This is a genomic window from Brachybacterium sp. GCM10030267 (genome assembly GCF_042666875.1).
Classification (GTDB): Bacteria; Actinomycetota; Actinomycetes; order Actinomycetales; family Dermabacteraceae; genus Brachybacterium.
Map to the genome: position 1 here is coordinate 487,003 of NZ_JBHTCX010000012.1, position 25,631 is coordinate 512,633.

The 25,631-nt window shown below is 67.5% G+C and carries 23 protein-coding genes; 8 read left to right on the forward strand and 15 right to left on the reverse strand.

The features are described 5' to 3' along the window. Positions 1 to 160: 160 nt before the first annotated feature. Positions 161 to 1,864 carry a cation:proton antiporter gene (locus ACFQS2_RS13245; RefSeq protein ID WP_377794027.1) on the reverse strand — a complete coding sequence of 568 codons (1,704 nt, stop codon included), beginning with the start codon at positions 1,862 to 1,864 and terminating at the stop codon, positions 161 to 163. Between the two features lie 386 nt (positions 1,865 to 2,250). Here ACFQS2_RS13245 and ACFQS2_RS13250 point away from each other — a divergent pair, with 386 nt between their 5' ends. Beyond that, positions 2,251 to 2,781, forward strand: coding sequence for an HNH endonuclease (locus tag ACFQS2_RS13250; protein WP_377016710.1), 531 nt, complete (start codon positions 2,251 to 2,253; stop codon positions 2,779 to 2,781). Positions 2,782 to 2,808: 27 nt separating this feature from the next. On the opposite strand, the gene ACFQS2_RS13255 is transcribed toward ACFQS2_RS13250, so the two are convergent. Further along, the gene (locus ACFQS2_RS13255; protein ID WP_377794028.1) at positions 2,809 to 3,099 is read right to left on the reverse strand and encodes a YrhK family protein; all 291 of its coding nucleotides are present in this window, start codon (positions 3,097 to 3,099) and stop codon (positions 2,809 to 2,811) included. 151 nt (positions 3,100 to 3,250) lie between these two features. On the opposite strand from ACFQS2_RS13255, the gene ACFQS2_RS13260 reads away from it, so the two are divergent. Beyond that, complete coding sequence (locus ACFQS2_RS13260; protein ID WP_377794029.1) at positions 3,251 to 4,786, forward strand: UDP-N-acetylglucosamine 1-carboxyvinyltransferase; 1,536 nt, start codon at positions 3,251 to 3,253, stop codon at positions 4,784 to 4,786. A gap of 118 nt (positions 4,787 to 4,904) precedes the next feature. On the opposite strand, the gene ACFQS2_RS13265 is transcribed toward ACFQS2_RS13260, so the two are convergent. From ACFQS2_RS13265 to ACFQS2_RS13325, 13 genes are all read right to left on the reverse strand, one after another. Continuing rightward, entirely contained in the window at positions 4,905 to 6,470 is a 1,566-nt protein-coding gene (locus tag ACFQS2_RS13265; RefSeq protein ID WP_377794178.1) for a DEAD/DEAH box helicase, read from the reverse strand. A gap of 89 nt (positions 6,471 to 6,559) precedes the next feature. Beyond that, a complete protein-coding gene (locus ACFQS2_RS13270) occupies positions 6,560 to 8,107 on the reverse strand; it encodes a hypothetical protein (protein ID WP_377794030.1) in 1,548 nt (515 codons plus the stop codon). 173 nt (positions 8,108 to 8,280) lie between these two features. Further along, a complete protein-coding gene (locus ACFQS2_RS13275; RefSeq protein WP_377794031.1) occupies positions 8,281 to 8,760 on the reverse strand; it encodes an NUDIX domain-containing protein in 480 nt (159 codons plus the stop codon). Positions 8,761 to 8,803: 43 nt separating this feature from the next. Continuing rightward, entirely contained in the window at positions 8,804 to 9,370 is a 567-nt protein-coding gene (locus ACFQS2_RS13280; protein WP_377794032.1) for a hypothetical protein, read from the reverse strand. Positions 9,371 to 9,474: 104 nt separating this feature from the next. Beyond that, positions 9,475 to 10,413 (reverse strand): protein NO VEIN domain-containing protein, encoded by a 939-nt coding sequence (locus tag ACFQS2_RS13285; protein WP_377794033.1) that lies wholly within the window; start codon positions 10,411 to 10,413, stop codon positions 9,475 to 9,477. 49 nt (positions 10,414 to 10,462) lie between these two features. After that, a complete protein-coding gene (locus ACFQS2_RS13290) occupies positions 10,463 to 11,443 on the reverse strand; it encodes a LacI family DNA-binding transcriptional regulator (protein WP_377794034.1) in 981 nt (326 codons plus the stop codon). A 44-nt stretch (positions 11,444 to 11,487) separates the two neighbouring features. Beyond that, on the reverse strand, positions 11,488 to 12,672 hold the full coding sequence (locus ACFQS2_RS13295; RefSeq protein ID WP_377794035.1) for a Gfo/Idh/MocA family protein: 1,185 nt from the start codon (positions 12,670 to 12,672) through the stop codon (positions 11,488 to 11,490). Then, complete coding sequence (locus ACFQS2_RS13300; RefSeq protein WP_377016692.1) at positions 12,669 to 13,496, reverse strand: ThuA domain-containing protein; 828 nt, start codon at positions 13,494 to 13,496, stop codon at positions 12,669 to 12,671. The genes ACFQS2_RS13295 and ACFQS2_RS13300 overlap by 4 nt, the downstream gene beginning before the upstream one ends. A gap of 39 nt (positions 13,497 to 13,535) precedes the next feature. After that, positions 13,536 to 14,417: a carbohydrate ABC transporter permease gene (locus ACFQS2_RS13305; protein WP_377016690.1), complete on the reverse strand. Its 882-nt coding sequence runs from the start codon at positions 14,415 to 14,417 to the stop codon at positions 13,536 to 13,538. A 5-nt stretch (positions 14,418 to 14,422) separates the two neighbouring features. Beyond that, on the reverse strand, positions 14,423 to 15,391 hold the full coding sequence (locus tag ACFQS2_RS13310; protein ID WP_377794036.1) for a carbohydrate ABC transporter permease: 969 nt from the start codon (positions 15,389 to 15,391) through the stop codon (positions 14,423 to 14,425). Between the two features lie 8 nt (positions 15,392 to 15,399). Then, positions 15,400 to 16,707: an extracellular solute-binding protein gene (locus tag ACFQS2_RS13315; protein ID WP_377794037.1), complete on the reverse strand. Its 1,308-nt coding sequence runs from the start codon at positions 16,705 to 16,707 to the stop codon at positions 15,400 to 15,402. Positions 16,708 to 17,115: 408 nt separating this feature from the next. After that, positions 17,116 to 18,075, reverse strand: coding sequence for an endonuclease/exonuclease/phosphatase family protein (locus ACFQS2_RS13320; protein ID WP_377794038.1), 960 nt, complete (start codon positions 18,073 to 18,075; stop codon positions 17,116 to 17,118). A 154-nt stretch (positions 18,076 to 18,229) separates the two neighbouring features. Further along, positions 18,230 to 19,027 carry a sugar phosphate isomerase/epimerase family protein gene (locus ACFQS2_RS13325; RefSeq protein WP_377794039.1) on the reverse strand — a complete coding sequence of 266 codons (798 nt, stop codon included), beginning with the start codon at positions 19,025 to 19,027 and terminating at the stop codon, positions 18,230 to 18,232. Between the two features lie 115 nt (positions 19,028 to 19,142). On the opposite strand from ACFQS2_RS13325, the gene ACFQS2_RS13330 reads away from it, so the two are divergent. The 6 genes from ACFQS2_RS13330 (at position 19,143) to ACFQS2_RS13355 (ending at position 25,436) form a co-directional block, all read left to right on the forward strand. Beyond that, positions 19,143 to 20,339 (forward strand): ROK family protein, encoded by a 1,197-nt coding sequence (locus tag ACFQS2_RS13330; RefSeq protein ID WP_377016680.1) that lies wholly within the window; start codon positions 19,143 to 19,145, stop codon positions 20,337 to 20,339. Between the two features lie 313 nt (positions 20,340 to 20,652). After that, the gene (locus tag ACFQS2_RS13335) at positions 20,653 to 21,819 is read left to right on the forward strand and encodes an ABC transporter substrate-binding protein (protein ID WP_377794040.1); all 1,167 of its coding nucleotides are present in this window, start codon (positions 20,653 to 20,655) and stop codon (positions 21,817 to 21,819) included. Beyond that, positions 21,816 to 22,787 carry a carbohydrate ABC transporter permease gene (locus ACFQS2_RS13340; protein ID WP_377794041.1) on the forward strand — a complete coding sequence of 324 codons (972 nt, stop codon included), beginning with the start codon at positions 21,816 to 21,818 and terminating at the stop codon, positions 22,785 to 22,787. The genes ACFQS2_RS13335 and ACFQS2_RS13340 overlap by 4 nt, the downstream gene beginning before the upstream one ends. After that, positions 22,784 to 23,677 (forward strand): carbohydrate ABC transporter permease, encoded by an 894-nt coding sequence (locus tag ACFQS2_RS13345; protein ID WP_377016673.1) that lies wholly within the window; start codon positions 22,784 to 22,786, stop codon positions 23,675 to 23,677. The genes ACFQS2_RS13340 and ACFQS2_RS13345 overlap by 4 nt, the downstream gene beginning before the upstream one ends. A gap of 32 nt (positions 23,678 to 23,709) precedes the next feature. Beyond that, positions 23,710 to 24,471: a VOC family protein gene (locus ACFQS2_RS13350; protein ID WP_377794042.1), complete on the forward strand. Its 762-nt coding sequence runs from the start codon at positions 23,710 to 23,712 to the stop codon at positions 24,469 to 24,471. A gap of 95 nt (positions 24,472 to 24,566) precedes the next feature. Then, a complete protein-coding gene (locus ACFQS2_RS13355; RefSeq protein ID WP_377794043.1) occupies positions 24,567 to 25,436 on the forward strand; it encodes an aldo/keto reductase in 870 nt (289 codons plus the stop codon). Positions 25,437 to 25,631 lie beyond the last annotated feature (195 nt).

Here is a 25,631-nt window from a genome sequence, read left to right on the forward strand (position 1 = left end):
GCACCGAAAGTACCCGGCGGCGTCGCCGCGCGGTGCGCTCAAGGGATCAAGCACCTATTGTGCACACCTGTTGTGTTCCAGGCCCCGCCGGCGGCCCTCTGGACCGATCGAGATGACCTACGCCATAGGAGTCATGCCCGCCGGTGCGCCGCCGGCCCCGCTACAGCGACTTGAGCCGCACGTTGCCCTGGTCGAGGCGCTTCTGCGCACGGGCGATCGTGTGTGAGTCATAGGTCCCGGTGGAGCGGGCGTGATTCAGGGTGTCCTGCTGGGCGTCGAACAGCAGCTCCATCAGTTCGGGGTACTGAGCGCGCACCGGATCGTCCTCGCGCTCGCTGCCGCCCCGATCCGTCAGCTTCGCGTACATCGTCTGGGCCCGCTCGATCACCGCGGGGTCGAAGGGGGTGCCGTCCCTGCGCCGGAGATCCGGGTTCTCGAGCACCTGACCGACGGCCGCCTCCCCCAGCTCGGTGAGCAGCAGGGACAGCTCGCGCTGGGACTGCTCCTCGTCGGTACCGCGGACCCCGAGCACACGGATCAGCAGCGGCAGCGTGCTGCCCTGGCCCACCAGAGTCACCAGCGCCACGACGAAGGCGACCAGGATCAGCTGCGTGCGATAGGGGAAGTCGGTGGGCAGCGACTGGGCCGCGGCAAGGGTGACCACGCCGCGCATGCCGGACCACGCCAGCACGGCCCCGCCGCGCCAGCCGAGGCCGTTGCCGGCGTAGAAGCGGGCGTCCGCATGGTGACGCTGCAGCCAGCGCCGGATGCGCGGCCCGCGAGGGTGCTGCTGGAAGCGCTCGTCCTCGGAGACGTGCTCGAGGATCTCGCCGAAGCGGCGGGCGCGCTCCTCGTGGTCGGAGCGACGCGCACGGGCGGTCAGCACCAGCGGGATCACGAATCCGGCGCGGACGATCCCGAGCACGACGGTCAGCGCCAACCCGATCCACACCGCGTTCCAGACGGACAGGCCGACGTTCTCGACGTCGTCGACCAGGGTGACCAGCTGCAGGCCCATCAGCAGGAACACCCCGTTCTCCAGCAGCAGCTGCACGGTCAGCCAGTTCGTGCGTTCGGCGTTGCGGTCCTGCACGCTGAGGCGCCGCACGCCCATCGCTCCGGTGACCAGCCCGGCAGCGACCACAGCGAGCACTCCGGAGGCATCGGCGAGCTCGGCGGGAAGGAAAGCGATGAAGGGGACGACGAAGGAGATCGCCGTGGTCAGCGCCGGCTGGTCGATCTTGGAGCGGATGCGTACCGCCAGGAATCCGACCGCCACTCCGACGAGGACTGCGACCACCACGGCGTAGACGAAGTCCCCGGCGGCCTCCCGGAAGGAGAAGGCGCCGGCCGTGGCGGCGACCGCGGTGCGCAGGAGAACCAGCGCGGTGGCGTCGTTGACCAGACCCTCTCCCTCGAGGATCGTCAGCAGACGCGGCGGCAGGCCGAGGCGCTTGCCGATCGAGGTGGCGGCGACAGCGTCGGGCGGGCTGACGACGGCCCCCACGGCTACCGCCGCCGCGAAGTTCAGGTCGGGGAAGATCCACCACAGCACACCGCCGATCGCGAAGGCGGAGACCAGCACCAGGACCACCGATAGAGCGCCGATCGTGCGCAGGTCCCGTCGGAAATCCATCACCGGCATGTTCACTGCCGCCGAGTACAGCAGCGGCGGCAGCACGACGGCGAGGATCAGGCCCGGCTCGGGCGCGATCGGTGGCATGCCCGGCACGAGGCTGAGTCCGAGGCCGACGAGGACGAGCAGGATCGGGGTGGCCAGGCCCAGCTTCTTCGCGAAGTACGACGCCGCGACGATGATCAGCACGGCCACCACCGCGACCATCTCGAACTGCTCGAGCTCCACAACGGTTCCTCACGCTCGGGGGGGGCCGGATGTACGTGCGGGGCCTGGGCCGGTGAGTGCCGCGGTCCCCCGAATCCGACTTTCTCGTCACCCGATCCTAGGCGTGCCCGCTGGTCACCTTCTCCGTGCCCGTCGGTCGCTGCACGCTCGGCTGCCGCACTCCGCCACCCGGAGACGGCCAGGCACGTCCTCGCCCCCTGCCCAGGTCACCGCAAGTTCTCGCAATGTCCAAGCACAGGACACCTCGACGTCCCACATTCCGGCGGCAAATCAGTGGAAACTAGGTGCACAGGCACGCCACACTGCAGATGCTCGGTCCGCTCCGAGGGTTCCGCCATAGGGCCGAGTGGATCGACACTCGCGTCCGTCGGAAGGAGGTGGCGGCGATGTCGCAGGTCCGGGTCTACAACCTCGGCTACGACCCCGAGACGGGGATCGGCGAGCTGCTGCACACCACCACCGTCCGCCACGCCTTCGGCATGATCCGCCGCGAGGTGGCCAACCCCGTCGAGCTGACGATGGTGATGGACCGGATCGTGCCCACGGCGCTCGAACTGACCCGCGAGCTCAGCGGCGCATGGGTCGAGGGCGGCGGACGGCGTTCGATCGGCTTCTCGTTCCGCGCCATCCACGAGCGCGACCACTGGACGTGCGCCTATTGCGGTCGCAGCGTGTCGAAGACTCCCGCCACGGAGGCGCTGCTGGCCACCGTGGACCACATCATGCCGATCTCGCGCGGCGGCCCTTCCTCCTGGCTCAACCTGGTCTCGGCGTGCAAGGAGTGCAACAACCGCAAAGCCGATCGCACGCCGCAGGAAGCAGGCATGGACCTGCGCTTCGAACCGTACGACCCGGCGCGGGCGTACCGCGTCGGCGGGCATGTCGAAGCGCTGCCCGTCCTGGCCGTCGCCTCATAGGATCGCCGCCTCCTGGGCTCAGTCAGCTCAGAAATCCATGGAATGGGCGGAGCCTGCGCCGATGCGGCGCAGGTGGACGCGGCGAGCCAGTCGAATGGCGGGTCGAATGGTCATCTGGATGCTCCCGATGAGGAACAGCCAGGTCCCCAGAGACATCAACTGCTCGGAGAAGAAGCAGATCGAGCCGATGATGAACCAGAGCCCGATCAGCACATCGTTGGCGATGCTCGCGGCCTCGTACCTATTGCTCAGCTCGAGCTCGTGGCGACCGAAGCGCAGCTGAAGCGCAGCGTCGCCCTGGTCCTGCTGATGCCCCATGTTCGCTCCCTCGAAACCGGCTCCACACGTGCCCGGGTGACATCCTCTCACCGGCCGCTCGCTCGCCCTCGCCTGCCGCGGGACCGTACCGCGATGCGCAAACCGTCACACCTCCACCCGTTTATCTCATAGAAGAGATACGGTGTGGACCATGACCGTCAACGAGACGTATCTCGCCCGCATCGGCACTCTTATCCGCGACGCCCGTCAGCACTCCGGCCTCACGCAGGCCGAACTCGCCGCTCAGCTGAAGACCAGCCAGAGCGCCGTGAACCGCATCGAGAAAGGCCAGCAGAACTTGACTTTGGAGACCGTCTCGAAGATCGGTTCCGCCCTGGACTCGGAGCTGGTCGGGCTCGGCACCTCCGGCCCCAGCCACCTGCGCGTGCAGGGGCAGACGACCCTCAGCGGCTCGATCGAGGTCAAGACCAGCAAGAACGCCGGCGTGGCCCTGCTGTGCGCCTCGCTGCTGAACACCGGCACGACCGTCCTGCGCCGAGTGGCCCGGATCGAGGAGGTCAATCGCCTGCTCGAGGTGCTCACCTCCATCGGCGTGAAGGCGCGCTGGCTCAATGCCGAGAACGATCTCGAGCTGCAGGTTCCCGAGCAGCTCGATCTCGCGTCCATCGATGCCGACGCTGCCCGCCGCACGCGCAGCATCATCATGTTCCTGGGCCCGCTCATGCACCGCGCCGAGAAGTTCCAGCTTCCCTACGCCGGCGGCTGCGACCTCGGTACCCGCACCGTCGAACCGCACATGACCGCCCTGCGGCCCTTCGGCCTGGACGTCGTAGCCACCGAGGGTCATTACCAGGCCACGGCGACGCCGGGTGTCGGTCCGCGCCGTCCCATCGTGCTCACCGAACGCGGTGACACGGTGACCGAGAACGCGCTGCTGGCAGCAGCCACGTACGAGGGCGAGACGGTCATCCGCAACGCCAGCCCCAACTACATGGTCCAGGACCTGTGCTTCTTCCTCGAGAAGCTCGGCGTGCGGATCGAGGGCATCGGCACCACCACGCTGACGATCCACGGTGCCTCCGACATCCGCACCGATGTCGAGTACGCCCCCAGCGAGGACCCGATCGAGGCCATGAGCCTGATCACCGCCGCGATCGTGACCCGCTCGAGCATCACGGTGCAGCGCGTCCCGATCGAGTTCATGGAGATCGAACTGGCGATCCTCGAGGAGATGGGCTTCCGCTACGACCGCTCCGCAGAGTACGTGGCCCGCAACGGGCAGACGCGACTGGTGGACATCACCACCCAGCCCTCGGATCTCAAAGCCCCCATCGACAAGATCCACCCGATGCCGTTCCCCGGCTTGAACATCGACAACCTTCCCTTCTTCGCCGTGATCGCCGCAACGGCGGAGGGGCAGACGCTGCTGCACGACTGGGTCTACGAGAACCGGGCGATCTACCTCACCGAGCTGACCAAGCTCGGGGCCAACATCAAGCTCATGGATCCGCACCGGGTGCTGATCGAGGGCCCGACGCATTGGAGCGGCACGGAGATCGTGTGCCCGCCGGCTCTGCGGCCGGCCGTGGTGATCCTGCTGGCGATGCTCGCCGCGAAGGGCACCTCGGTGCTGCGCAGCGTCTACGTCATCAATCGCGGTTACGAGGATCTTGCCGAGCGGCTGAACGCTTTGGGTGCTCGGATCGAGACCTTCCGCGACATCTGAGCCCGGGCGACAGCCCTCCGCGTTCACTGCTCGCGACGGTCGTCCCCGTTCACTGCTCGCGTCGTCCCCGTTCACTGCTCGCGTCGTTCCCGTCGTGACACGCAGCTGCGCGGCCCGCTCACGGCTCCAGAAGTTCGCGGATCCGTGCGGGATCGAGCAGCGCCGGGGCCGTGCCGTCTGCCTGCAGCACCGACCGGGCCAACCGCCGCTTCTCGTCCTGCAGGGTCAGGACCTTCTCCTCGATCGTGCCGGAGGCGACGAACCGGTAGACGCTGACCGGTGAGGTCTGGCCGATCCGGTGGGTGCGGTCCACGGCCTGTTCCTCCACCGCGGGGTTCCACCACGGGTCCAGCAGGAAGACGTAGTCGACCTCGGTCAGGGTGATTCCGGACCCACCGGCCTTGAGGCTGATGAGGAAGGCGTCCTGGTCCCCGTGGCGGAACTCCTCGAGCACGCGTTCTCGGTCCCTTGTGGTGCCATCGAGGTAACTGGTGCTGATCCCGGCGCCCTCGAGGATCGCCTGGACGATCTTGAGGTGGCCGGTGAACTGGCTGAACACCAGTGCGCGGTGCCCTGTGGCCGAGGTCTCGCGCAGCCGCTCGACGAGTTCGGCGGTCTTGGCGGAGGGCTCCTCCACGGTGCCGGGATCCGTGGCGAGCAGCCGCAGTCGGGTCAGGCAGGCGAGGATCTCGACGCGATTCCGGTCAGGATCGGCGAGCAGGCCCAGGATCCGCAGGCGCTCCCGGTTCAGGACGCGGGAATAATGGTCGGCGGCCTGCGGATGCAGGGGCTGTGTCAGCACGTCCTCGGACTTCTCGGGAAGATCGGTCGCGACCAGCTCCTTGGTGCGTCGCAGCATCGACGGAGCGATGCGCGTGCGCAGCTCCTCCAGGAGCTGGGCGTCGCCGGCCTTCTCGATGGGCTTGCGCCAGGTGGCGTTGAACTCCGCCAGCGAGGGCAGCAATCCCGGCGCCGTCAGGGCCAGCAGTGCCCACAGGTCCTGCAGCGAGTTCTCGACCGGAGTGCCGGTGATCGCGAAGGTGACCTCGCGCCTCAGGTGCCTGACGGTGCGGTGCAAGCGTGAGAGCGGATTCTTTGCCGCCTGGGCCTCGTCGAGCACCACAGCTGCCCAGTCGACACCGCTGTAGACGTCCTCATCCAGGCGCAGCAGGTGGTGGGAGACGACGTAGACGTCGGCCGGTTCCTCGTCGGCCACCGCCCCGGGCAGGCGCTGGGTGATCACCCGTATCCGCAGGTCGGGAGTGAACATCTCGCTCTGCTGCGCCCACGTGGATAGCACGGAGCGCGGTGCCGCCACCAGCACGGGTCGCTCGTCGCGGCGCCGGTGTCGACGGATCGCCGCCAGCAGCTGGAGGGTCTTGCCCAGCCCCATGTCGTCCGCGAGGATCCCGCCGAGCCCGACGTCCCATCTGGCAGACAGCCACTGGTAGCCCTCCAGTTGATAGGGGCGCAGGGTGGCGTGGACGCCCTCGTCGAGCGGTTCCTCGGAGAGGTCGGCCGGGAGGACGGCGCCGAGCCCCTCGCGCCACTGCTCCGCCTCGCGCTGCAACCTCGAGAGGTCGTGCAGCTCTTCCAGGAGGTCGAGGTCGTGACGATTGATGCGCAGCTGGCCCTCGTCCGGAAGCGCGGCCGCTCTCTCGAGCAGCCGGCGCAGCGCCGCCATCTGCGGTGTGAACAGGTCGAGGTAGTGGCCTGCGGGTGTGACCAGCAGCGGTTCGCCGCTCAGCAGGGCATGGATCAGGGTACTGACCGCTACCCGTTCGTCGCCGACCCTGATAGCACCGGACAGGTCGAGCCAATCCCGCCGGTCGGTCTGGATGATGTCCCAGTCGATCGTCGGCTGCTCCTCCTCGACGAATTGGGGCGCGTCCTCCGTGGTCTCAGCACGATCGCGAGGTCGTGCTCGGACAGAGCACGCTGGACGGTGAGCGAGAAGCGGCACGCCTCGACGAGGTCGAGGTCGCGCGGGGCACGGTCGAGCCATCGCTCGAGGCCGTCGATGTCGCGCTTCAGTCGTGCCAAGGTCTCGAGTTCGTCGCCGGGACGTCGCCCGCCGTCGATAGAGGGCGCGAGCTCGAAGACATGGCGCATTCCGTCGCCGTCGCCTCCCCCGTATGTCCACCCCCAGGTGACACGGAGTCCCTGCGTCGCGCGGGACGTGAGCGTCGCGACCAGCCGGATCGGGTCGGGAAGCTCCGGAGGAGGACCGCTGAGTTCCCCGGTCGAGTGGTCCGGGCTGCGCTGGACGTGCACCGGTGCCACGTCTCGCAAGGTCGGCAATGCCCTTTCGGTGAAGTCGTCGATATCTCCGCGGGGAACCCAGAGATCGCCCTGCTGGGCGAGCGCGATGAGAGAGGGATCAGCCACGACCGGGGCCACCACGGTGTTCTCCGTCGCGGTGGCCAGCACGGCATGCACCGGCCGTCCCAGCAGTCGCCATCGCCGGATGCCCCGGCTCCGGGGCCACACCGGCTGGGCGCGCACCGTCAGCCCGTCGCCGGCCGCAGCCACTCTGGTCTCGAATATCACCGGCTCCCGATCCAGGTGCAGGTCGCCCTCGGCCTCGACCTCGAGTCCGACGTCGACCGCGCTCTCCAACAGGGACCAGATCTCCGGGCCGACGTGATCCAGCGGCACCTCCCGGGCTTCGAGCGTGCGAAACCGCATCAGGGTGCGCAGCACGGATTGCTGCTCGGGCGGCAATGCGTCGAGGTTCTTGCGGATCTCGTCCCAACCGAGGGTCTGGTGCCACGTGCCTTTCTGGGTCCGACGCGACGGCCGCACCGCGACGCCGCAGTCCGCGTAGGTACCGGGGCGGTCGATGGTCCCGATCACCAGCCCGGTCACCACCGGTGTGTTCGCCGGGCGGCCGCCGGTCGACGAAGCGCGTCGGTCGCGACCCTCCAGTGCGGCGCTCACGGGCTCACGCCAGAGCGTGCGCGTACGGCCTTCAGCCAGGGCACGCAGGGCCGTGGCCACGTGCTGGCATCGGCCGCGGCCGCATGAGCACTGCGAGGGTGAACCTGCCACGTACAGCGGATTCTGCACGTGTGCCGTGGTGCCGTCGGGAAAGACCAGCTCAGCGCGCAGGTGTTTGGAAGGCGTCGCGCACGCCGGGATCACCCCGTGCTCCAGCTCCTGCCCGGCGCGTTCCCACTGCCAGGGCTGCAGATCCATCTGCGCAGGGCGGATCCCGGACCACAAGCCGTGGTCGCGACCGACGGGCCCGGATGAGCCGCCCTCACGAGCGGCATCGAGGTCGTCGTCGGCATCGGGCCGGTCCGGGTGTTCGTCGAGCATGCGGCGAGTGTGGCAAGCCGCCGATCCCGCTCGTAGGGGCCTGTGGACGCGTAGTGGTTGGGGAGGAACAGTTGCGGCTTCGTCCTGCCCTCGGGCGCTGGGGTCCCGGCAACGGGCCTTTCCGCGATTCCCGCCCGTACGAGGAGCATTCCGCGTCGGCCCCGCGAGCCAGCTCACTGTTCGCTGAGCGCCGCCTCCAGTCTCTCCGCGAAGGCCACCTGAGCCGGGTTCAGCTTCTCGCGCGCAACATCTGGTGAGCACCACATCGCCCGGTCGACCTCGGGGAAGCTCTGGACGCGCCCGGATCTCGGTGGCCAGGTCATCTCGAACGTGTTGCTCCGGACCGTCGTGACGTCGACATCGCCTTCGACCGCGTAGCCGGTCACGATCTTTCCGCTCTTCAGCCGCACCTCGCCGAGGTCGAGCACCGGACCGTCGGGCGGCGGGCTGCCCATCTCCTCGGCGAACTCGCGCCGCGCCGCGGCCACAGGCTCCTCGTCGGGGTCGTACAGCCCTTTGGGCAGGGACCAGGCGCCGGCATCCTTCGCGGCCCACAGCGGTCCGCCGGGATGGACGATGAGCACTTCGAGCCCGTTGCTCCCGGTGCGGTGGACCAGGAGCCCGGCGCTTCTCTGCGTTCGTGATGAGGGCACGCGACCAGTGTGCCTGACCGTTATCGACAAGAGGCCCGGGTATTCACGCCGCAGCGTCTATCGGGGTCCGCGTGAGCGACGGGCGAGTCGGCGCATCGGCGGCCGGGACGGGCTTCCCGCGTCGGGCGGCGACGTCGGTCACGAGGCGCTGGAGATGGGTCTCGAAGGCCACCAGTCGACTGACCAGCACCACCACCGGCACGCCGACGCCTGCCGCGGCGAGACCTTCATGGTCACGAGCCGTCGTGAGGGCCGGCGAGAGGGACAACCCGTCGACGTGGTCGCGCAGCGCCTGGACGGTGGCGGCGCTGAGGCCATGGACCTCGCTGCGGATCGGGTCGGCCGCGGTGATCCGTGGATCCGCTCCCTTGGCGCGGTGCCAGTCCGCCAGAGGACCGCTCCCCTGCCAATCGGCGACCACGGCCGCGAGGGCATGCAGCACGGGCAGAGGCACCGGCTGTTCGCGCCGGTACAGCGCGTCATATGCCGCGCGCGTCCCGGCCAGAACCTCAGGCGTCAGGTCAGCGAGCGAGCCCTGCTCGTCGGGCGAGTCACGAAGAATGGCATCGAGAATCTGATCGGCTTCCAGGGCGGAATTGATTCGGCTCATAGATTCACCTTATGCCCGCCAGAAGCTGCACTATAAGGTCCGGACACGTGACCCCGAGCACATCGCCCGGACCTCGATGTTCGACCGGCACAGTCGCTGTGAGATCAGGCCAGGCGTGCCGGCGGGCCGGTGTGCTGCACGTCGCCGATGAACCACATGTCCGTGCCGGCGCCACCGGTGTCGCCTCCGGCGACGAGGTCGCGGCCCTGCGAGGCGACCGGGAGTTCGCCGAGCGCACGGCTGCGACGCAGCAGGCCCGAGAACCAGGCGACGTACCCCGGATCGTCACTGGTGGCCTCGACCGGCGGGATCACGGCGAGGATTCGGTCTGCGATCGTCTCGGCACTGGTCCGGGTGACCAGTGTCGACTCCGCGAAGCTCCACTCATCGCGGAGATCTCCGCCGAACGAGCCGCGAGCAACCTTCGTGACGTCCCGCAGCTGGTCGAGGGAGTCGCCCACCTCAGCGTCCCGCCCGACGTGCACACGCAGGTGCATGCCCGACGGGGACAGGGTGGGGAGGAATCTGATCCGGTGGTAGCCGCGCTCGTGGAGCACCGCCACCGCGTCCATGATCCGCCAGACGATCGCGCAGGTCACGGCTCGCCCTGCCAGGGAGTCGTAGACGGAGACGGGGAACGGCACCGTGTAGTAGGTCCGCTTCTTCGCCGCCGCGAGCCGCTCGCTCAGCATGTCACCCGAGAGGTCGAGCAGCCGCATCCGCAGCGGATCACCGGAGCGGACGTTGTCGACCACGTAGAGATGGAAGTTGCGTTGGGTCCGCCCGGCCTCCACCTGGGGCTCCTCGAGCCAGAGGTCATCGCCGCGAGCGGATTTTCCGTAGGCCTTGACCTCGATCAGCCGCTCCTCGCCCGTCCCGTCGTCGGTGCTGACCATGTCGGCGGGGCTGCCGGGCACATGGCGGGTGTCGCGTGCCGTCCGGCCTGCGGCTGCTTCGTACGCGGTCACGAATTCGACCGCGGCGTCCTCGACCTGTCTGTTCGTCATCGAAGTTAGACGCGTACTGCGCGGTGCGGGGCTCATGTGCTGATCATGTCAGGCACACCTGCCGCGCGATACCGATCCGGACCGCTCACCCCTCCAGCCACCTCGGCTCGACCAGCGTGGTGCGGGGCCCGGCTCCGTCCACGCGCAGCAGACGCACGAGCTCCTGGACCGCGAGCTCGCTGATCTCGACGCGCCGCGGGTCGATCTGGGGCACGGCGGCCAGCAGCGGGCTGACGTCCCGAAGGTCCTCTCCGCTCAGCGCGATCAGCATGCGGGTGTCATCGACCAGCGCGCCATCGGCGGCCATGGCGAACAGCGCCTGGCGCACCCCGGTGATCCCGAACAGGGCCGTGCGCTCACCGGGCCGCGTCAGCCGCAGAGCCCGGTGGGGGATCTTCGCCAGCGGCCCGGCGTCGAGAACCACGTCGAGGTCGGTCTCGTCGGCGTAGTCCTCGATGCCGGCGAGGAAGCGGGCGACATCATTGCGCTCGCGCTTTCTCCCGGGGGCACCGAACAGCAGCAGGCGGGCGCACCTCTCCTCGACCGCGCGATCGACGATCATGCGGCCCAGCAGCTCGAAGTCCAGATCGACGACGGATCCGTGGGGGAACTCGTCCGGCTTGCCGATGGTCACGAACGGCAGACCGGAATCGATCACAGCGTTCACACGCTCGTCGTGCCGGCCCAGCTCCATGAGGATCAGCGCCTCACACACGCCAGTGCGGACCACGCGATCGATGCCGCGCGCGCCCTCCTGCGCGGTCACCAGCAGGATGTCGTAGCCGTAGCGCTGGGCCTCACGGGCGATGGCGCCGATGAACATCATCAGCACGCCATCGTCCGCGTCGGCCTCAGGGACCATCAGTCCGATCACGCCGCTGCGCTGGGAGCGCAGGGTGCGGGCACCGGAATTGGGGTGGTAGCCGAGCTTGTCGATCGCGTCCTCGACCCGCCGGCGGGTGGCCTCGGAGATGGGGCGGGAGCCGGTGAGCACGTAGCTCACCGTCGATTGGGAGACACCGGCCAGACGGGCGACGTCCTGGCTCGTCGGCGGCTTCTTCCTCACGGGTGCGGCTCCTCCCCCATCGTCGCGATGCTGCGCCCGTCGAGCTAGTGCATGCTCAGACCGGAGGTGCCAGTCTTCCACGTGGCCAGCGCCGTGCTGCGCCCGTCGGCCGCATCCAGGAAGCGGGCGGACTCGAGCGCCTCATCCAGCACCTCGGCAAGCTGGACGCTGCGACCCTCGTCCGCCGCGCGCACGGCCGCCTCGACGATCGCCTGGGTCCATATGTTGCCGTGGACCTCGCTCGCCGGCCTCGCCCCGGTGCGCAGCGCCTCGCAGAACTCGGCGAGGGATGCGTCCAGCTCCCAGCGGGCCCCGGCCGACGGTTCGCGGCCGCTCACCGGGTCCGCACCTTCGCTCTGGGCCGACGGTGGCCGCTCACCGTCCCAGGCGACGGATCCCCGCGGGCAGCTGATCGTCCATTCACCGTTCCAGCTCGTCTCCCGGCCCGGCGCGCACCAGGAGCCGCTGTACGTATGCACCGCGCCGCTGTCGTAGGTGATCACCACGGTGGCGGCCGCGTCGCCCGCGTACCAGCTCCATGGCGGGTTCGATGAGTTCGCGGTGACCGAGACGGGGTTGCCGTCCACGAGGACGCGCCCGGCGTCGAACGCATGGATCGCCATGTCGATGATCAGCGGATGGGACATCTCCTCGCGGAAACCGCCGAAGCGCGGCGCCCGGTAGAACTGCGTGTCGAGGATCCCGGCGCCGCCGAGCTCGTCGGCGAGGCGCCGGGCCTCGTGCAGGTGCGGGTTGTTGCGGCGGGACTGGGAGACCATGAACAGCTTCCCCGTGGTCTCGGCGTGACCGGCCAGCGAGACGGCCTCGGCGAGGGTGGCCGCGCAGGGCTTCTCCCCCAGCACCGGGTAGCCGGCGTGGAGGGCGTCGGCGGTGACCGGGTGGTGCGCGGCCGGGATCGTCACGTCGATGAGCGCATCGGCGCCCGACTGGCGAGCAATGGCCAGCGGATCCGTGCCGGCGAGGATCCCCGGGCGTTCGTGCTCGGGGACCACGTCGGTGACGGCGTTCTTGGCGGTCCCGTCGATCACGTCGGCGACGCCGACGAGCTGCGCGGCCTCGGAGGCGAGCACGGTACGGATCCATGCCCGCCCCATCCCGCCGGCGCCGACGACGACGACTCTCACGGGCGAGTGCTCGTCGCCGGTGGCCGCGGTCGTCCCGGCATCTGTACGGGACCCCTCATGTGCAGACCTGTCGGCGGCGCTCATGCGCCCTTCCCGGCGGCCGCGGCGTCACCCACACCCTGGCCCGCGGTCCCCTTGACGAACCATTCCGTCTCGAAGCGGTCCAGCACCGGCACCTGGCGGTCCGCGACGGCCGGCCGGGCCCACCCGACCCCGTTGGCGATCACACGGCGTACCTCGGGCTGCTGGTAGACGGGGTAGTCCTGGTCGCCGGGGCTGAAGTAGAAGATCTTGCCCTTGCCACGGCGGAACGTGCACCCGGAGCGGAATACCTCGCCGCCGCTGAAGGAGGAGACGAACACGAGCTCGTCGGGCACGGGGATGTCGAAGTGCTCCCCGTACATCTCCTGCTCGGGAATGATGATCGGGTGCGGGATGCCTTCGGCGATGGGGTGGCTGGGGTTGACGGTCCACACCAGCTCGCGGTCGGCCTCGTTGCGCCAGCGCAGGGTGCAGGTGGTGCCCATGAGGCGGGTGAAGGGCTTGGACCAGTGCCCGGAGTGCAGCACGACCAGCCCCATGCCGGCCAGCACGTGCTTCTGCACGCGCTCGGCGACCTCGTCGGAGACCTCGTCGTGAGCCATATGGCCCCACCAGGTCAGCACATCGGTCTCGGCCAGCACCTCCTCGCTCAGTCCGTGCTCGGGGTCATCGAGCAGTGCGATGCGCGTGGTGACGTCCTGGCCGTGGTGCTCGACGATGCCGTCACGGATGGCGGTGTGCATTCCGTCGGGGTAGATGTCCCGGACGCGCTGGTCGCGCTTCTCGTGGCGGTTCTCGCCCCACACGGTCACGCGCAGAGGCGGTGCGGTAGCGGAGGCGGAGGACGATGCAGCAGGGGTCGACATGGGTTGTCCTTTCGAAGGGGATGGTGGAGAGGGTCGGGCCTATTTCACGGCGCCGCCCGTGGCACCGGCGGCCACGTACTTCTGGGCGACGATCATGAGGATCACCGCGGGCAGCGAGGACAGCACCGCCGTGGACATCACGGCGCTCCAGTCGGTGTCGTTGGTGCCGATGTAGGTGTACAGGCCCAGCGTCACGGGCCGGATCGATTCGCCCGTGGTCAGGGTCAGGGCCATCAGGAAGTCGCTCCAGGCGAACAGGAACGAGAAGATGCCAGCGGTGATCAGCGAGTTGCGGCTGACCGGCATCACGATCGACCAGAACGCCCTCACGTGACCGCAGCCGTCGACGCGAGCGGCTTCGACGATGGAGGCCGGGAACGTCTCGAGGTAGGCGCGCATGATGAGGATCGCGAACGGGATGCCCTGCGAGGCGTCGGCCAGGATCAGGCCCGGGATCGAGTTCACCATCCCCAGCGGCGTGTAGACGGTGTACAGCGCGTTGGCGATGACGATGCCGGGAATCATCTGGCTGATCAGCACGAAGAACAGCAGCGCCGCGGTGCCCCGGATGCGGAACTGGGCGAGCGCATAGGCGCACGGGGCCGCGATCACGACGGACAGGGCGCACGCGCCGATCGCGACGATCAGCGAGGTGATGAGGTTCGGGCCCTGATCGGCGATCGCGCGGGAGTAGCCCGAGAAGTCCGGGTTCAGCGGGAGCCATTGGATGTTCAGGCTGTTGCCGGCCGGGGCCAGGGAGGCGTTGACCATCCAATAGACCGGGAACAGCATGATCGCGACCAGGACGATGCCGATCACGGTGTGGAGGTAGGAGCGGCCCGGTCGGGTGCGGCGTGGGGCGCCGGAGAGGGCGGGCCCTGCGGAGTGACCGGCGGGCGAGGCGGGAGCGGCGGTGCTCATCGGGGTCATCCGTTCTTCTCGGCGCGGGCGTTGGCGCGCAGGTAGACGAGGCTGAAGGCCAGGGCGATGAGGATCAGGATGTTGCTGAGCGCGGCGCCCTGACCGAAGTCGAACTCGACGAAGGACATCTCGTAGCTGCGGGTGGCGAGGGTCTGGGTGGCGTTGGCCGGGCCGCCGCCGGTCAGTCCGATGATCAGGTCGAGGACCTTGATCGTGTAGATCACCCCGAGCAGCAGCACCACGCTGACGACCGGCCGCAGCATCGGCAGGGTGATGTTCCAGAACGACGTCCAGCCCGTGGCGCCATCGAGCTGGCCGGCCTCGTAGAGCTCATCGGGAATGGATTGCAGGCCGCTGTAGAGCAGCACCACGTTGAACGGGATGCCGAGCCAGATGTTCACGATGATCACGGCGATCAGCGCTGTATCGGAGCTGTTCAGCCAGGGGATCGGGTCGGAGATCAGTCCGATCCCGGTGAGGAACTCGTTCAGTGCCCCGTTGTCCTGCTCCAGGATCCATCGCCACACCGCTGCCGAGACGATCATCGGCAGCAGCCACGGCAGCAGCAGCAACGAGCGCAGGAACCCGGACAGGGGGAACTTCTTGCGGAAATACAGTGCCAGGCACATGCCGAGCACGAACTGCCCGATGATGGAGCCGACCGTGAACAGTCCGGTGTTGCCCAGGGCCCGCAGGAAGATCGGATCGGAGAACGTGGCGGCGTAGTTGTCGAGGCCGACGAACGGGGCCTGGCCGTTGAAGAACGTCGCGAAGTCGTAGTTCTGGAAGCTCATCACGACGTTCTTGATGATCGGGTATCCGAAGAACAGGACCATGTAGAGCGCGGCCGGGGCGATGAACGCGTAGCGCACCATGAGGTCCCCGCGATGGCGGCGCCGCCTGGGCGTCCGAGGCGCTCCGCCGGACTCCGCGAGCCCCGACCTCGCGGCGGTGGGCTGGGTGGTGGTCATCATCGATCTCCTCAGCTGACGGTCTTGGCGGCTTCGTCGAACGCGTCCGCCGGGTCGGTGTCATCAACCAGAACCCGCTGGTTGGCGGTGTAGATCGCCTTGGCGGTGCGGGGCCAGTCGGGGCCGAGCTGCGCCGTGCGGGAGCGGGCGGTGGAGACCTGGTCGACGAAGGTCCTCAGGTCGGGGTTCTCCTCGGCGAACCGTTCCGCAGCGTCGGCGTCACCGGGGATCGTGTTGCGCTCCCCCGCCATGTACAGCTGGTTCTCCGGAGCGACGAAAGCCTTCAGCAGCTCGGCGGCCTTGCGCTGCTTCTCCTCGTTCCCCGTGATCGGAACGGTCCACACCTCGCCGCCCAGGGGTGCGACGGAGTCGTGCTCGGCGGTGGGCACGGGGATGGTGACCACGTCCCACTCCAGGTCCGGGGTGTCCGCGGTTAGGCCGGCGATGTTCCAAGGCCCGTTGATGCACATCGCGGCGTTGCCGGCCTTGAACTGGTCGATCACATCGCCCTGGCCCCAGTTCACGACCGAGCGCGAGGCGAGCCCATCGCGGACCATGTCGGACCAGAAGCGGGAGGCACCGAGCACTCCCTCCCCGTCCAGGTCCGTCTCGTCGCCGTCGTTGGACCACATGAACGGCATGAACTGGAACGTGCCCTCGTAGCTGGCGATCGCGGAGAACGCGAAGCCGTAGCGGTCCTCGGTGGTCAGCGCCTCCGCGGCGGCGCGCAGCTCGTCCCAGGTCGTGGGAGGTTCGACGCCCGCGTCCTCGAGCAGCTGGACGTTGTAGAACAGGGCGATGGTGTTCACGGTCGGGGCGATGCCGTACAGGGTCCCGTCGTACATCCCCAGGTCAGCGACCGGCGCGGTGAGCCCGTCCGTGGTGATCCCGTAATCCGCCAGCGGTGCCAGAGCTCCGGAATCGGCGACCTGCTGGACGTTGGGGTTGTCGAGCATCAGCAGGTCCGGCAAGGTGCGCGAGGATCCCATCTGCAGGACCTTGGCGATGAGCTGGTCCCCGGGCACGCGCTCCCGGGAGAAGCTGAGACCGAGCTCCTCGGCGCAGGTGGTGAAGGTGCCGTTGATGGCGGCGTCATCGGCCGGGGTGTTGTAGTAGTCCACGATCCGGATGGAGTCCGGATCTCCTGTCCCGCCGCCGGATCCGCACCCGGCCAGGCCCAGCAGCCCTGGGGCCGCCACGGCACCGAGGCCGAGGGCCCGACGGGTCAGGCCCGAGCGAGGCGGCGCGGTCGCCTCGAGGCGTGCCGGACGGGCCCGGGCGGGCGGATGGGGGCGTCGTGGCCGGGAGTTCGAAGACATCTTCGTCCTGCTTCCTCTGTCTCACGTCGGGTGGTGCGCGACGCGTATCGATTCGTATCGATAACGGGGACAGTCGTCGACGATGGCGAATGGGTTGGCTGTATCTGGCGCAGCGATGCCCGCGTCCCGACACCGGGTGGGCCGCTCGCTGCGACGACCGCCATCATGGCGCAGCTTCTGCGTGGACGCAAGGCTCGGAGAGTCGGAGAACGGGGGTGCCCGCGGAGCTCCGCGTGCCAAGCCTTGCCGTTCGCGCAGGCTCTGGGCAGCAACAGCGGTCCGCGGTCGACCGTGACGCGCCATCGATTCGTATCACCGTCCAGGGCGAGGGCGTCGCTCCTCCGCTCCGTCCCAACCGGCGCCCGGCACCGGCACCGGCACCGGCACCGGGCCGAGCGTCCGTGGGAGTCAGGGCAGAGAGATCAGCGCCTGGACCGGAGCGTGGTCAGAGGGGTAGGAACCGTCGCGGTCCCGCGAGACGTTGATGGCGGCCTCGTGGGTGGTGATGTCCTCGGTGGTCAGCACCCAGTCGATGCGCTCACCGTCCTCGACCGGTTCCTCGTACCCGGGGAACGTGCCCCACGCCGGGGTGACCTGTTGCTCGGCGCTGTCCCAGGTGTCGACTGTCGGGCCGTCGGTGACCAGGGTCGTGTAGGCCCCCGAGTCATGGGCGATGGAATTGAAGTCGCCGGTGACGATGGTGGGCAGCTCATCGAGCTCACCACCCTCGAACAGCTCGATCATGGCCTCGCCGCTCTTGATCCGGGCCGGCTCCGACTCATGATCGAAGTGGGTGTTGATCATGGCGAACTCCTGGCCGCTGGCCAGGTCCTTGAGTCGCGCCCACACGACGATGCGAGTGACGTTGTTGCCCCAGGTGGCCGAGCCGATCACGTCCGGGGTGTCCGAGAGCCAGAACTGGTTCCAGGCGAGCACGTCGAAGCGCCGTGCGTCGTAGAAGATGGCGGAGTACTCATCGTTGCTCCCACCCTGGCGGCCGTACCCCACCATGCGGTGACGCGGCAGCGCTTCCTCCACTGCGCTGAGCTGGGCATACTTGGCTTCCTGGACCCCGAGAAGACAAGGCTGCTCGCGCTCGAGGAGGTCGATCAGGATCGGCCGACGGTCCGGCCAGTGGTCGGGATCGCCCGGCTGCGTCTCGGTGGAGCGGTCCAGGCGGATGTTGAACGTCATCACGTGGAGACGCCCACGCGTCGCCCTGCCGATCAGGGGCCGGTTCGGGCCGCCCTTGCCAGGCGCGGCGGGAGCAGCGGCCGCGGGTGCGGCGATGGCAGCGGCGGCCGTGGCCCCGGCGGCGGCGGTGCCGAAGCCGGAGATGAGCGTGCGACGGTCGATCGGGCGGGCCATGAGGATCTCCTGAGGTGGAGGGGAACAGGGGCGCGAGCCAGCCTAGGAACGGCACCGGCGTCGCGGGCCCCGAGCCCTCGACAGTTCACGACCTCGGCACCTGGCCGTCATCGTCGACCTGACGTCGGCCCCGCTGCCGCGCCGGCCTCGTGGATCACAGACCCTGATCGTCGAGCCAGTGGTAGCCGTGAGAGACGACTTCGAAGGGATCCATCGCGGTGCGATCGAGCTCGACCAGGTTCCACTCGACCTGCGAGGGCAGTGCTGAGGCCGCCCCGGCGAGGTCGGCGCTCCCGCACCCTAGGGGCACCTGGTCCGCAAGGGGATCATCGCTGAGCCCGGGCCCGTCCTTGAAGTGAACGAGGCGGACCCGCTCACCCAGACTTTGCACCAGTTCCGGCAGGGAGCGTCCGGCGGTGTGCGCCCAATAGAGATCGACTTCAGCAACCACCGAGCCATCCAGTTCCTCGAAGAATCGGTCGTATCCTCGCGAGCCGTCCTCGAGCTCAGGCCAGTCCCACCAGTGATTGTGATAGCCCACGCGCACTCCATGCTGCCCGGCCTTGTCCGCGAGCCGGCCAAAGGCCTCGGCGAAACGATGCACACCGTCCCTCCGGGCCAGGATGTCGCGGCCGAAGCCCAGGACGTGTTCCGGCACGCTGGCCAACGCGACGGAGGCGCCGACGATGGCCAGTTCTTCGAGCAGCCAATCCATTTCCGAGGGAGCCGGGAAACGCGTGTGCACGGAGCTGACATCCAGCCCGGCCCGATCGATGCAGCGCCGGAGCATCTTCGCGCGGGTGATGCGGTCGCCACGGGACAGCGACGGGTTCCCGAGCCCGAACGGCTCCACCCCTTCGAACCCGATCTCCGCCACCCGCTCCAGAGTGCGCTCCGCATCCTCGGCCAGTGCATCGCGGACCGCGTACAGTGCCAGTCCCCTGCGTGCCATGCTTGTCCTCCTCGACAACCGCTTCCTTACTGTCGTTCAGTAAGTATGGTGGCCGGGAACCGTCGAGGCAAGGAAGAATTCGCTGAACGCCGTCAGCTATCCCGAGGAGTAGTCCGTGAACCCACTTCGTAGTCGCACGGCCGCCGAGACGGCGATGGCGATCCTGGATCTCGTTCGCCGCGAGTCCCCGATCTCCCGTGTCGAACTGTCTCATGCGACAGGCCTTACGGAGACGTCGATCTCCAAGACCGTACGCCGCCTCCTCGAGGCCGGCCTGGTCGAGGAGGCCGGACGGGACTCGACGGGGCGCGGCAAATCGCGCACCATGCTGAAACTTGCGTCGACCGCCATGTATGCCCTCGGTGTCGTCCTGGACGACACCAGGATCAATTGCGTACTGACCGACTTCAGTGGCGCGATCCTCGCAGCGAGAGAGCTGACGGGAACGCGCGGAGAGCTTCCGCATGATGTGACCGAGCGTGTGGCCGCGGCCGTGCTCGAGATGCTCAGCGCCGCCGGGATCGACAGCTCCGACGTCGCCGGGGCCTGTCTGGCGAGCCCCGGGCGATTCGACGCGGAGAAGAAGAAGCTGCGCCTCTCCAGCGTCGCTGCCGAGTGGGAGCACTTCGACGTGCAGGAACAGTTCACCGAACTCACCTCCATCCCCGCCACCCTCGAGAAGGACTACGGCTGTGCCGCCCTCGCGGAGCACTGGGTGGCGCGCGATACCCCCTCCGATTTCGTGACCGTCTACGTCGCCAACGGCATCGGCGCCGGGATCGTCATCGACGGCGAGCTCTATGGCGGACTTTCGTCGAATGCGGGCGAGATCGGCCACCTGCCTCTGGACCCGGACGGTCCGGAGTGCAACTGCGGCAATCGAGGATGCCTAGAACGGATCGCGGCGCCCCAGTACCTGGTCCGGGCCGCGATGGCGCGGCCTGAGCTTGCGCAGCGGCTCGGGCTCGACGGTGCCCGCGACACCATCCGGTCGGATTTCGAGAAGCTCGCTCGCGGCGCCGCACGTGGGGACGACGGAGCGCTCGAACTCATCTCCGGCGCCGCCGAACGATTGGCACAAGCGGTGCTGGGTCTGGTCAATACCCTCGACGCCGGTGAGGTGGTACTCGCCGGCCCCGCCCTGGAGTTCGTCGGCGACATCTTCGCCGCCACGATCCAGGAGGCATTGGATCACCTGTCGTTCATGCGGCCGGTGCACAGCGTGTCGGTTCGCCTCTCCGGCCTGGGGCTCGATGGCGCGGCCCTCGGTGCGGCGATCGCCGTGCTCCGCAACGAGGCCGCGGCGGTCTGACCACCCTCACCGCCTGATCCTTGGGGCGTTCCGGATCCGCTGACCTGGCCGGCGGTCCCTCGCCTGCTCCCGCAAGCGTCGCCGACCCCTTGACACGTCTACTTACTCAGGTTTAGAAAGGTGACCCAGCCCATCGCCGCGTCATACAGCGAGTTCAACGAGGAGCTTCACCATGGGAACGTCACAGTCACCGCACATCTCTCGCCGCAGTGCACTCAAAGCCGGCGCCGCATCCTCCGCGGCCGCCCTCTCTGCGCCCGCTCTCGCCGCATGCGGAAGCGGCGGGGCCGGAGGCGGGAAGACGGAAGTCCGGATGTGGTCGTGGTACAGCGAGCAACAGGAGGTTCTGCCGAAGGTGATTGAGGCCTTCGAGGCCGACCATCCCTCGATCACCGTCACCAACCGCATCTTCGGCAGCCCCGATCAGTACCTCCCAGCACTGCAGGCCGCCGTGTCCGGCGGCGATCTGCCGGAGATTTTCGCGCCGCACACCCGCGCACTGGAGTACGGCAGGAACGGAATCAGTCTGGACATCAAGGCAGAGCTCGGATCCGAGTTCACCGATCAGTTCTTCGAGTCCGCGAATAACCAATACACCGAGGATGGAGCCCAGTACGCCATCGGATGGATGGCCCAGACCTTCGGCATCTTCTACGATCCCGCACAATTCGAGGACGCCGGGATCGACGGGGAGCCGGAGACCTGGGACGACCTGATCACTGCCTCTGCTGAGCTGCGAGACAACGGTATCGCGCCCTTGGCTGCGTCGTTCAACCCCGGAACGAGCGGCCTGGACTTCTTCCTCCCTCTCATCACCCAGGTCACCGATGATCCGACGTGGTACCTCAAACTCGACAAGGGTGAAGAAGGCTTCGAGTACACCTCACCGGAGGTGATCGAGGCACTCGGGTTGTTCGAGAAGATCGTCCAGGGCGACGTGTTCCAGGAGGGCGCCGGAGCGACCCAGGGCCCCGAGGCCACACAACTGTTCTATACCGGCAGGGCAGCGATGCTCTTCAGCGGTTCATGGACTCCCCAGGGTCTCGTGCAGGATGCCGACCCGGAGTTCGTGGAGTCCTACAAAGTCATGAAGAATCCTGCGATCAGCAGTGGGGCGCAGCACTGGACAGCGAACCAGGCAGGAGCAGGCTGGGCTGTCAGCTCGGAAGAGAAGAACCGCGACGCCACCTTGGAGTTCCTCCGGTATCTCTACTCCGAGGAGCAGTACTCGAGGCTCATGAACGAATCCAACTCGATGCCCGCGACCAAGGCAGCTGCCGAGGACATCGAGAATCCGGTGATGGAGCAGATGACCTCCTGGCTGGTCGACGGCGACGGTTGCCCCCACATCCCGTTCGGCCCCGGGTCCTCCGAGGCAGGCGGTCCGCTCGCCAAGATCCTCGATGGCTCCGGCACTCCTGAGCAGGTCGCGCAGGAGATGCAGGATGCCGTGATGAACGCCCGCGGATCCGCATCATGACCTCCACGGCGACGCGTGAGTCATCATTGCCCCCTGCCGTACCCGGCAACAACGTTCGTCGTCGACGAGGAGTGCCCCCGATCCGCCGCAAGGAGATGCTTGCCGGTTATGGGTTCGTCGTACCCACTGTCGTGCTGTTCGTTCTCTTCGTCGGTTATCCGATCCTCCGCACCGTGTACCTCAGCACGACTGAATGGAGCGGGTTCGGCGAAGCGTCGTTCATCGGATTGGAGAACTACGCGCGGGCCGCCTCCGACCCCGTGACGCGCCGCGCATTCCTTCTCACCGTGGCGTGGGCACTGGTCACCACTGCCCTCCAGACCGCCATTCCCCTGGTGATCGCAGCCATGGTCGCGTCGGTCCCTGGCCCGATCTCGGTGCTCGTCCGCACCGCTCTCTTCATGCCGGGAATCGTCTCCTTCGTGGTCTCCGGCGTCCTGTGGAGACTGATCTATGACCCGAACTTCGGGACCCTTAACGCCGCCATCCAGAATCTCGGGTTTGAGAGCTTCAACCATCCCTGGCTCGGATCTGCGAACTCGGCGATCCCGGCGCTCATGGTAGTGGCAGTGTGGCAGGGGCTCGGAATGAGCATGCTCATTCTCTTTGCCGGCATCCAAGGGATCGATCCAGGCCTGCAAGAGGCTGCGATGGTCGATGGCGCGGGCACGCTCCAGCGATTCCGGCACGTGACGTTGCCCAGCCTCCGATACGTCACCGCGATCGTCATTGCCCTGAACCTCATGAATGGGTTCAAAGTCTTCGATCTGATCTATGTCATGACCGGCGGCGGCCCGAACAACAGCACTCAGGTGTTGGGCACCTATCTCTACGACCTCGCCTTCGGCTCGACCTCGGGCTCGGTCCCACAGCTGGGCTACGCCTCTGGTCTGTCGGTGATCGTCATGGCTCTGTGCACCGTCGCCGTGCTGTTCCAGATGCGGCTGAGCAGGAGGGCCTCCCGATGAGCACATTGAGCGCATCCAGCACCACAAGCACATCGAGCACCTCACGCGGATCGAACACGTCGATGCGCACACAGGCCCGAGCGGGACGGTGGCTGAACAGCACCATCCTGCTCATCATCAGCATCGCGACCGTCTACCCCTTCGTCTGGATGATCCTCACCTCGATCCGGGAGTCCAATTCGGTCTTCGGTGGCTCCTTCCTGCCAGAGCGGATCACCTTCGATGCGTATGCCAGAGTCCTCGAGTTCACCGGCTTCATCGGCCACTACTGGAACTCCATCTGGATGACCGTCGCGACCTGCAGCATCGTCCTCGTGCTCGCCACACTGTGCGGCTATTCGTTCGCGAAGCTACGTTTTCCGTTCAAGAACACGATATACATCGCGCTCTTGTCGACGCTGATGATGCCGGGCACGGCGCTCATCATTCCCGTGTATCTGCAACTGCGCACCTTCGGTCTACTGGACACGCAGCTCGGCCTCATCATCGTCTACGCGTCCGGGGCCGCACCGTTCTCCATGTTCCTCATGCGCGCCTTCTTCGAATCGTTGCCCGATGAGCTCGTCCACGCTGCGCGTGTGGATGGAGCGGGAGAGCTGATCGTGTTCCTGCGCGTGGTTCTCCCTCTGGCCCGGCCAGGCATCGCCACGGTACTGATCTTCCAATTCCTCACGACGTGGAACGAGTTTCTCATGGCCAACACGATCCTACAGAGCCCCGAGAAGCTACCACTGCAGCCCATTTTGTTCTCCCTTCAAGGGGAATACTCCACGGACTGGACGACACTCAGTGCCGGCTTAACCCTCTCGGCAATTCCCGTCGTCCTCGTCTATGTCTTCCTCCAACGACAGTTCGTCGCCGGGATGACGCTAGGCGCAGTCAAGAGCTGACAATCACCAACCCAAGAGAATCGAGACACCATATGAGCATCGAATCGATCATCGTGAATGTTCGCGACGTCACCACGTCCCGGAGCTTCTACGAGAAGCATCTTCAGGCCGAGGTGCTGGAGGAGAGCACCGATCACGCTCTGCTGGACGTGGTCACCGCGACGATCCGTCTCCAGCGCGTCGACGGCAGTCTTGAGTCGGCGTGGTCGACCGACGATCTGCACCGCGGCTTCCGTCATATCGGCTTCAAGGTCTCCGACACGGATCGACTCTTCGCCCAGATCGAATCCGACGGAGCTGCGATCCACCTCGCACCGATCGATGCCACCGGTGGTGTGCGCATCGCCTTCTTCTACGATCCGGACGGAACTCTCCTCGAACTGGTGCAGGGCGATCTGAAGTATCACGAGGTCGTGGATGAACAGCTAGTGGAAGCGGAGTATGCGCTCGGGGTCCCGCAGCGCCCCCGCTTCGACCACGTTGCCGAGACCGTCGAGAGCTTCGAACAGACGGAATCCTTCTACGCCCCGCTCGGCTTTCGGCACCACGGGACCATCGAGCAAGCGCACGATCCGCGAGGCTTCCGCATCCGGTTCCTCAAAGAGTCCGACAGCGTGCTCGAGATCTTCACCTACGACGCCGAGACGGTCTCGCCGCAGCATCGTCCCGGCGCTCCCGGCTTCGACGCCGTCGTGCTCCGCGACGGCGGGGGATGGCCGCCGGCCGGTTCCACGCCGGTGTCCGATGCGGCCCTCGACCCGGACGGTCTCCCCCTGCGCCGGGCCGGCGCATGAGCTCAGCCGGCCTCCCCCGGCCAGGGGCCTCAGCATGGACCCGCCCGCTCGGCCGTACCCAACTGCGGGTCTCCGCGCTCTGTGCAGGTGGCGGCGTGCTGGGATCCGTTCCCCAGATCTTCGGTTACGAGGTCAGCCGGGACGAGGCCTCCGAACTTCTGGCCGCACTCTTCGATTCGCCGATCACGTTTATAGACACCTCCAACGGGTACTCCGGAGGTGAGAGTGAGAAGCGCATCGGCGACGCTGTGCGCAAATATGGCGGCGTGCCCGCGGATATGGTGATCGCCACGAAGGTCGATGGGCGTGACGGCGAGTACTCCGCCGAGCGGGTGCAAGCGTCTATCTCGGAATCTCAGCGAAGACTCGGTATCGACGCATTCCCCCTGCTGCATCTGCACGATCCCGAGTACTATCCGGACGTTGACTTCTTCGCGCCCGGCGGTGCCGTCGATGCTCTGCTCGCAGCGCGACGGGACGGGGTGGCAGAGCATCTCGGGATCGCCACGGGAAGCATCGAGCTGGCTCACCGATTCCTCGATACGGGGGCCTTCGACGTGCTGCTCATGCACTCCCGGTACACACTGATCGATCGCAGCGCCGACGCGCTGTACGACCGAGCCGCAGCCGACGGGGTCGGCATTATCAATGCTGCCGTGCTCGGCGCTGGAGTCCTCGCCCGCCCTCAAGAGCCTCATACGCTCTACGGGTATCTTCCCATCAGGGATGAGGTCCTGCACGCCGCGCGACGGATGGAGGCCGTCGCAGATTCCGCGGGAGTAGCCCTTTCGACGCTGGCCCTACAATTCTCCGTGCGAGATCCGCGAATCTCATCCACCGCCGTCGGATTCAGCAAGGCGTCCCGCATCGCTCAGACTCTTGACGCCCTCGCGACGGAGGTCGCACCGGAGGTCTGGGACGAGATCGAGGAGCTCGTGCCCGCGCAGGAGTTCTGGTTGCATTGAGGGCCGCCGCCCAGCGCACCCGGACCGACCACCCGGTCAAGACGGTCACGCCGGTGCCATCCGCGATTACTGAGCGTTCGCGCAGGTCAAATCAAGGTTCGATCTCGGACGCCCGGTCACCTCGTCCCAGTACCAACTCTTCCTTGCACAGCCGGACGCCGCGCGGTTGAGACCTCTTCGGCGGCGCTCATAGGA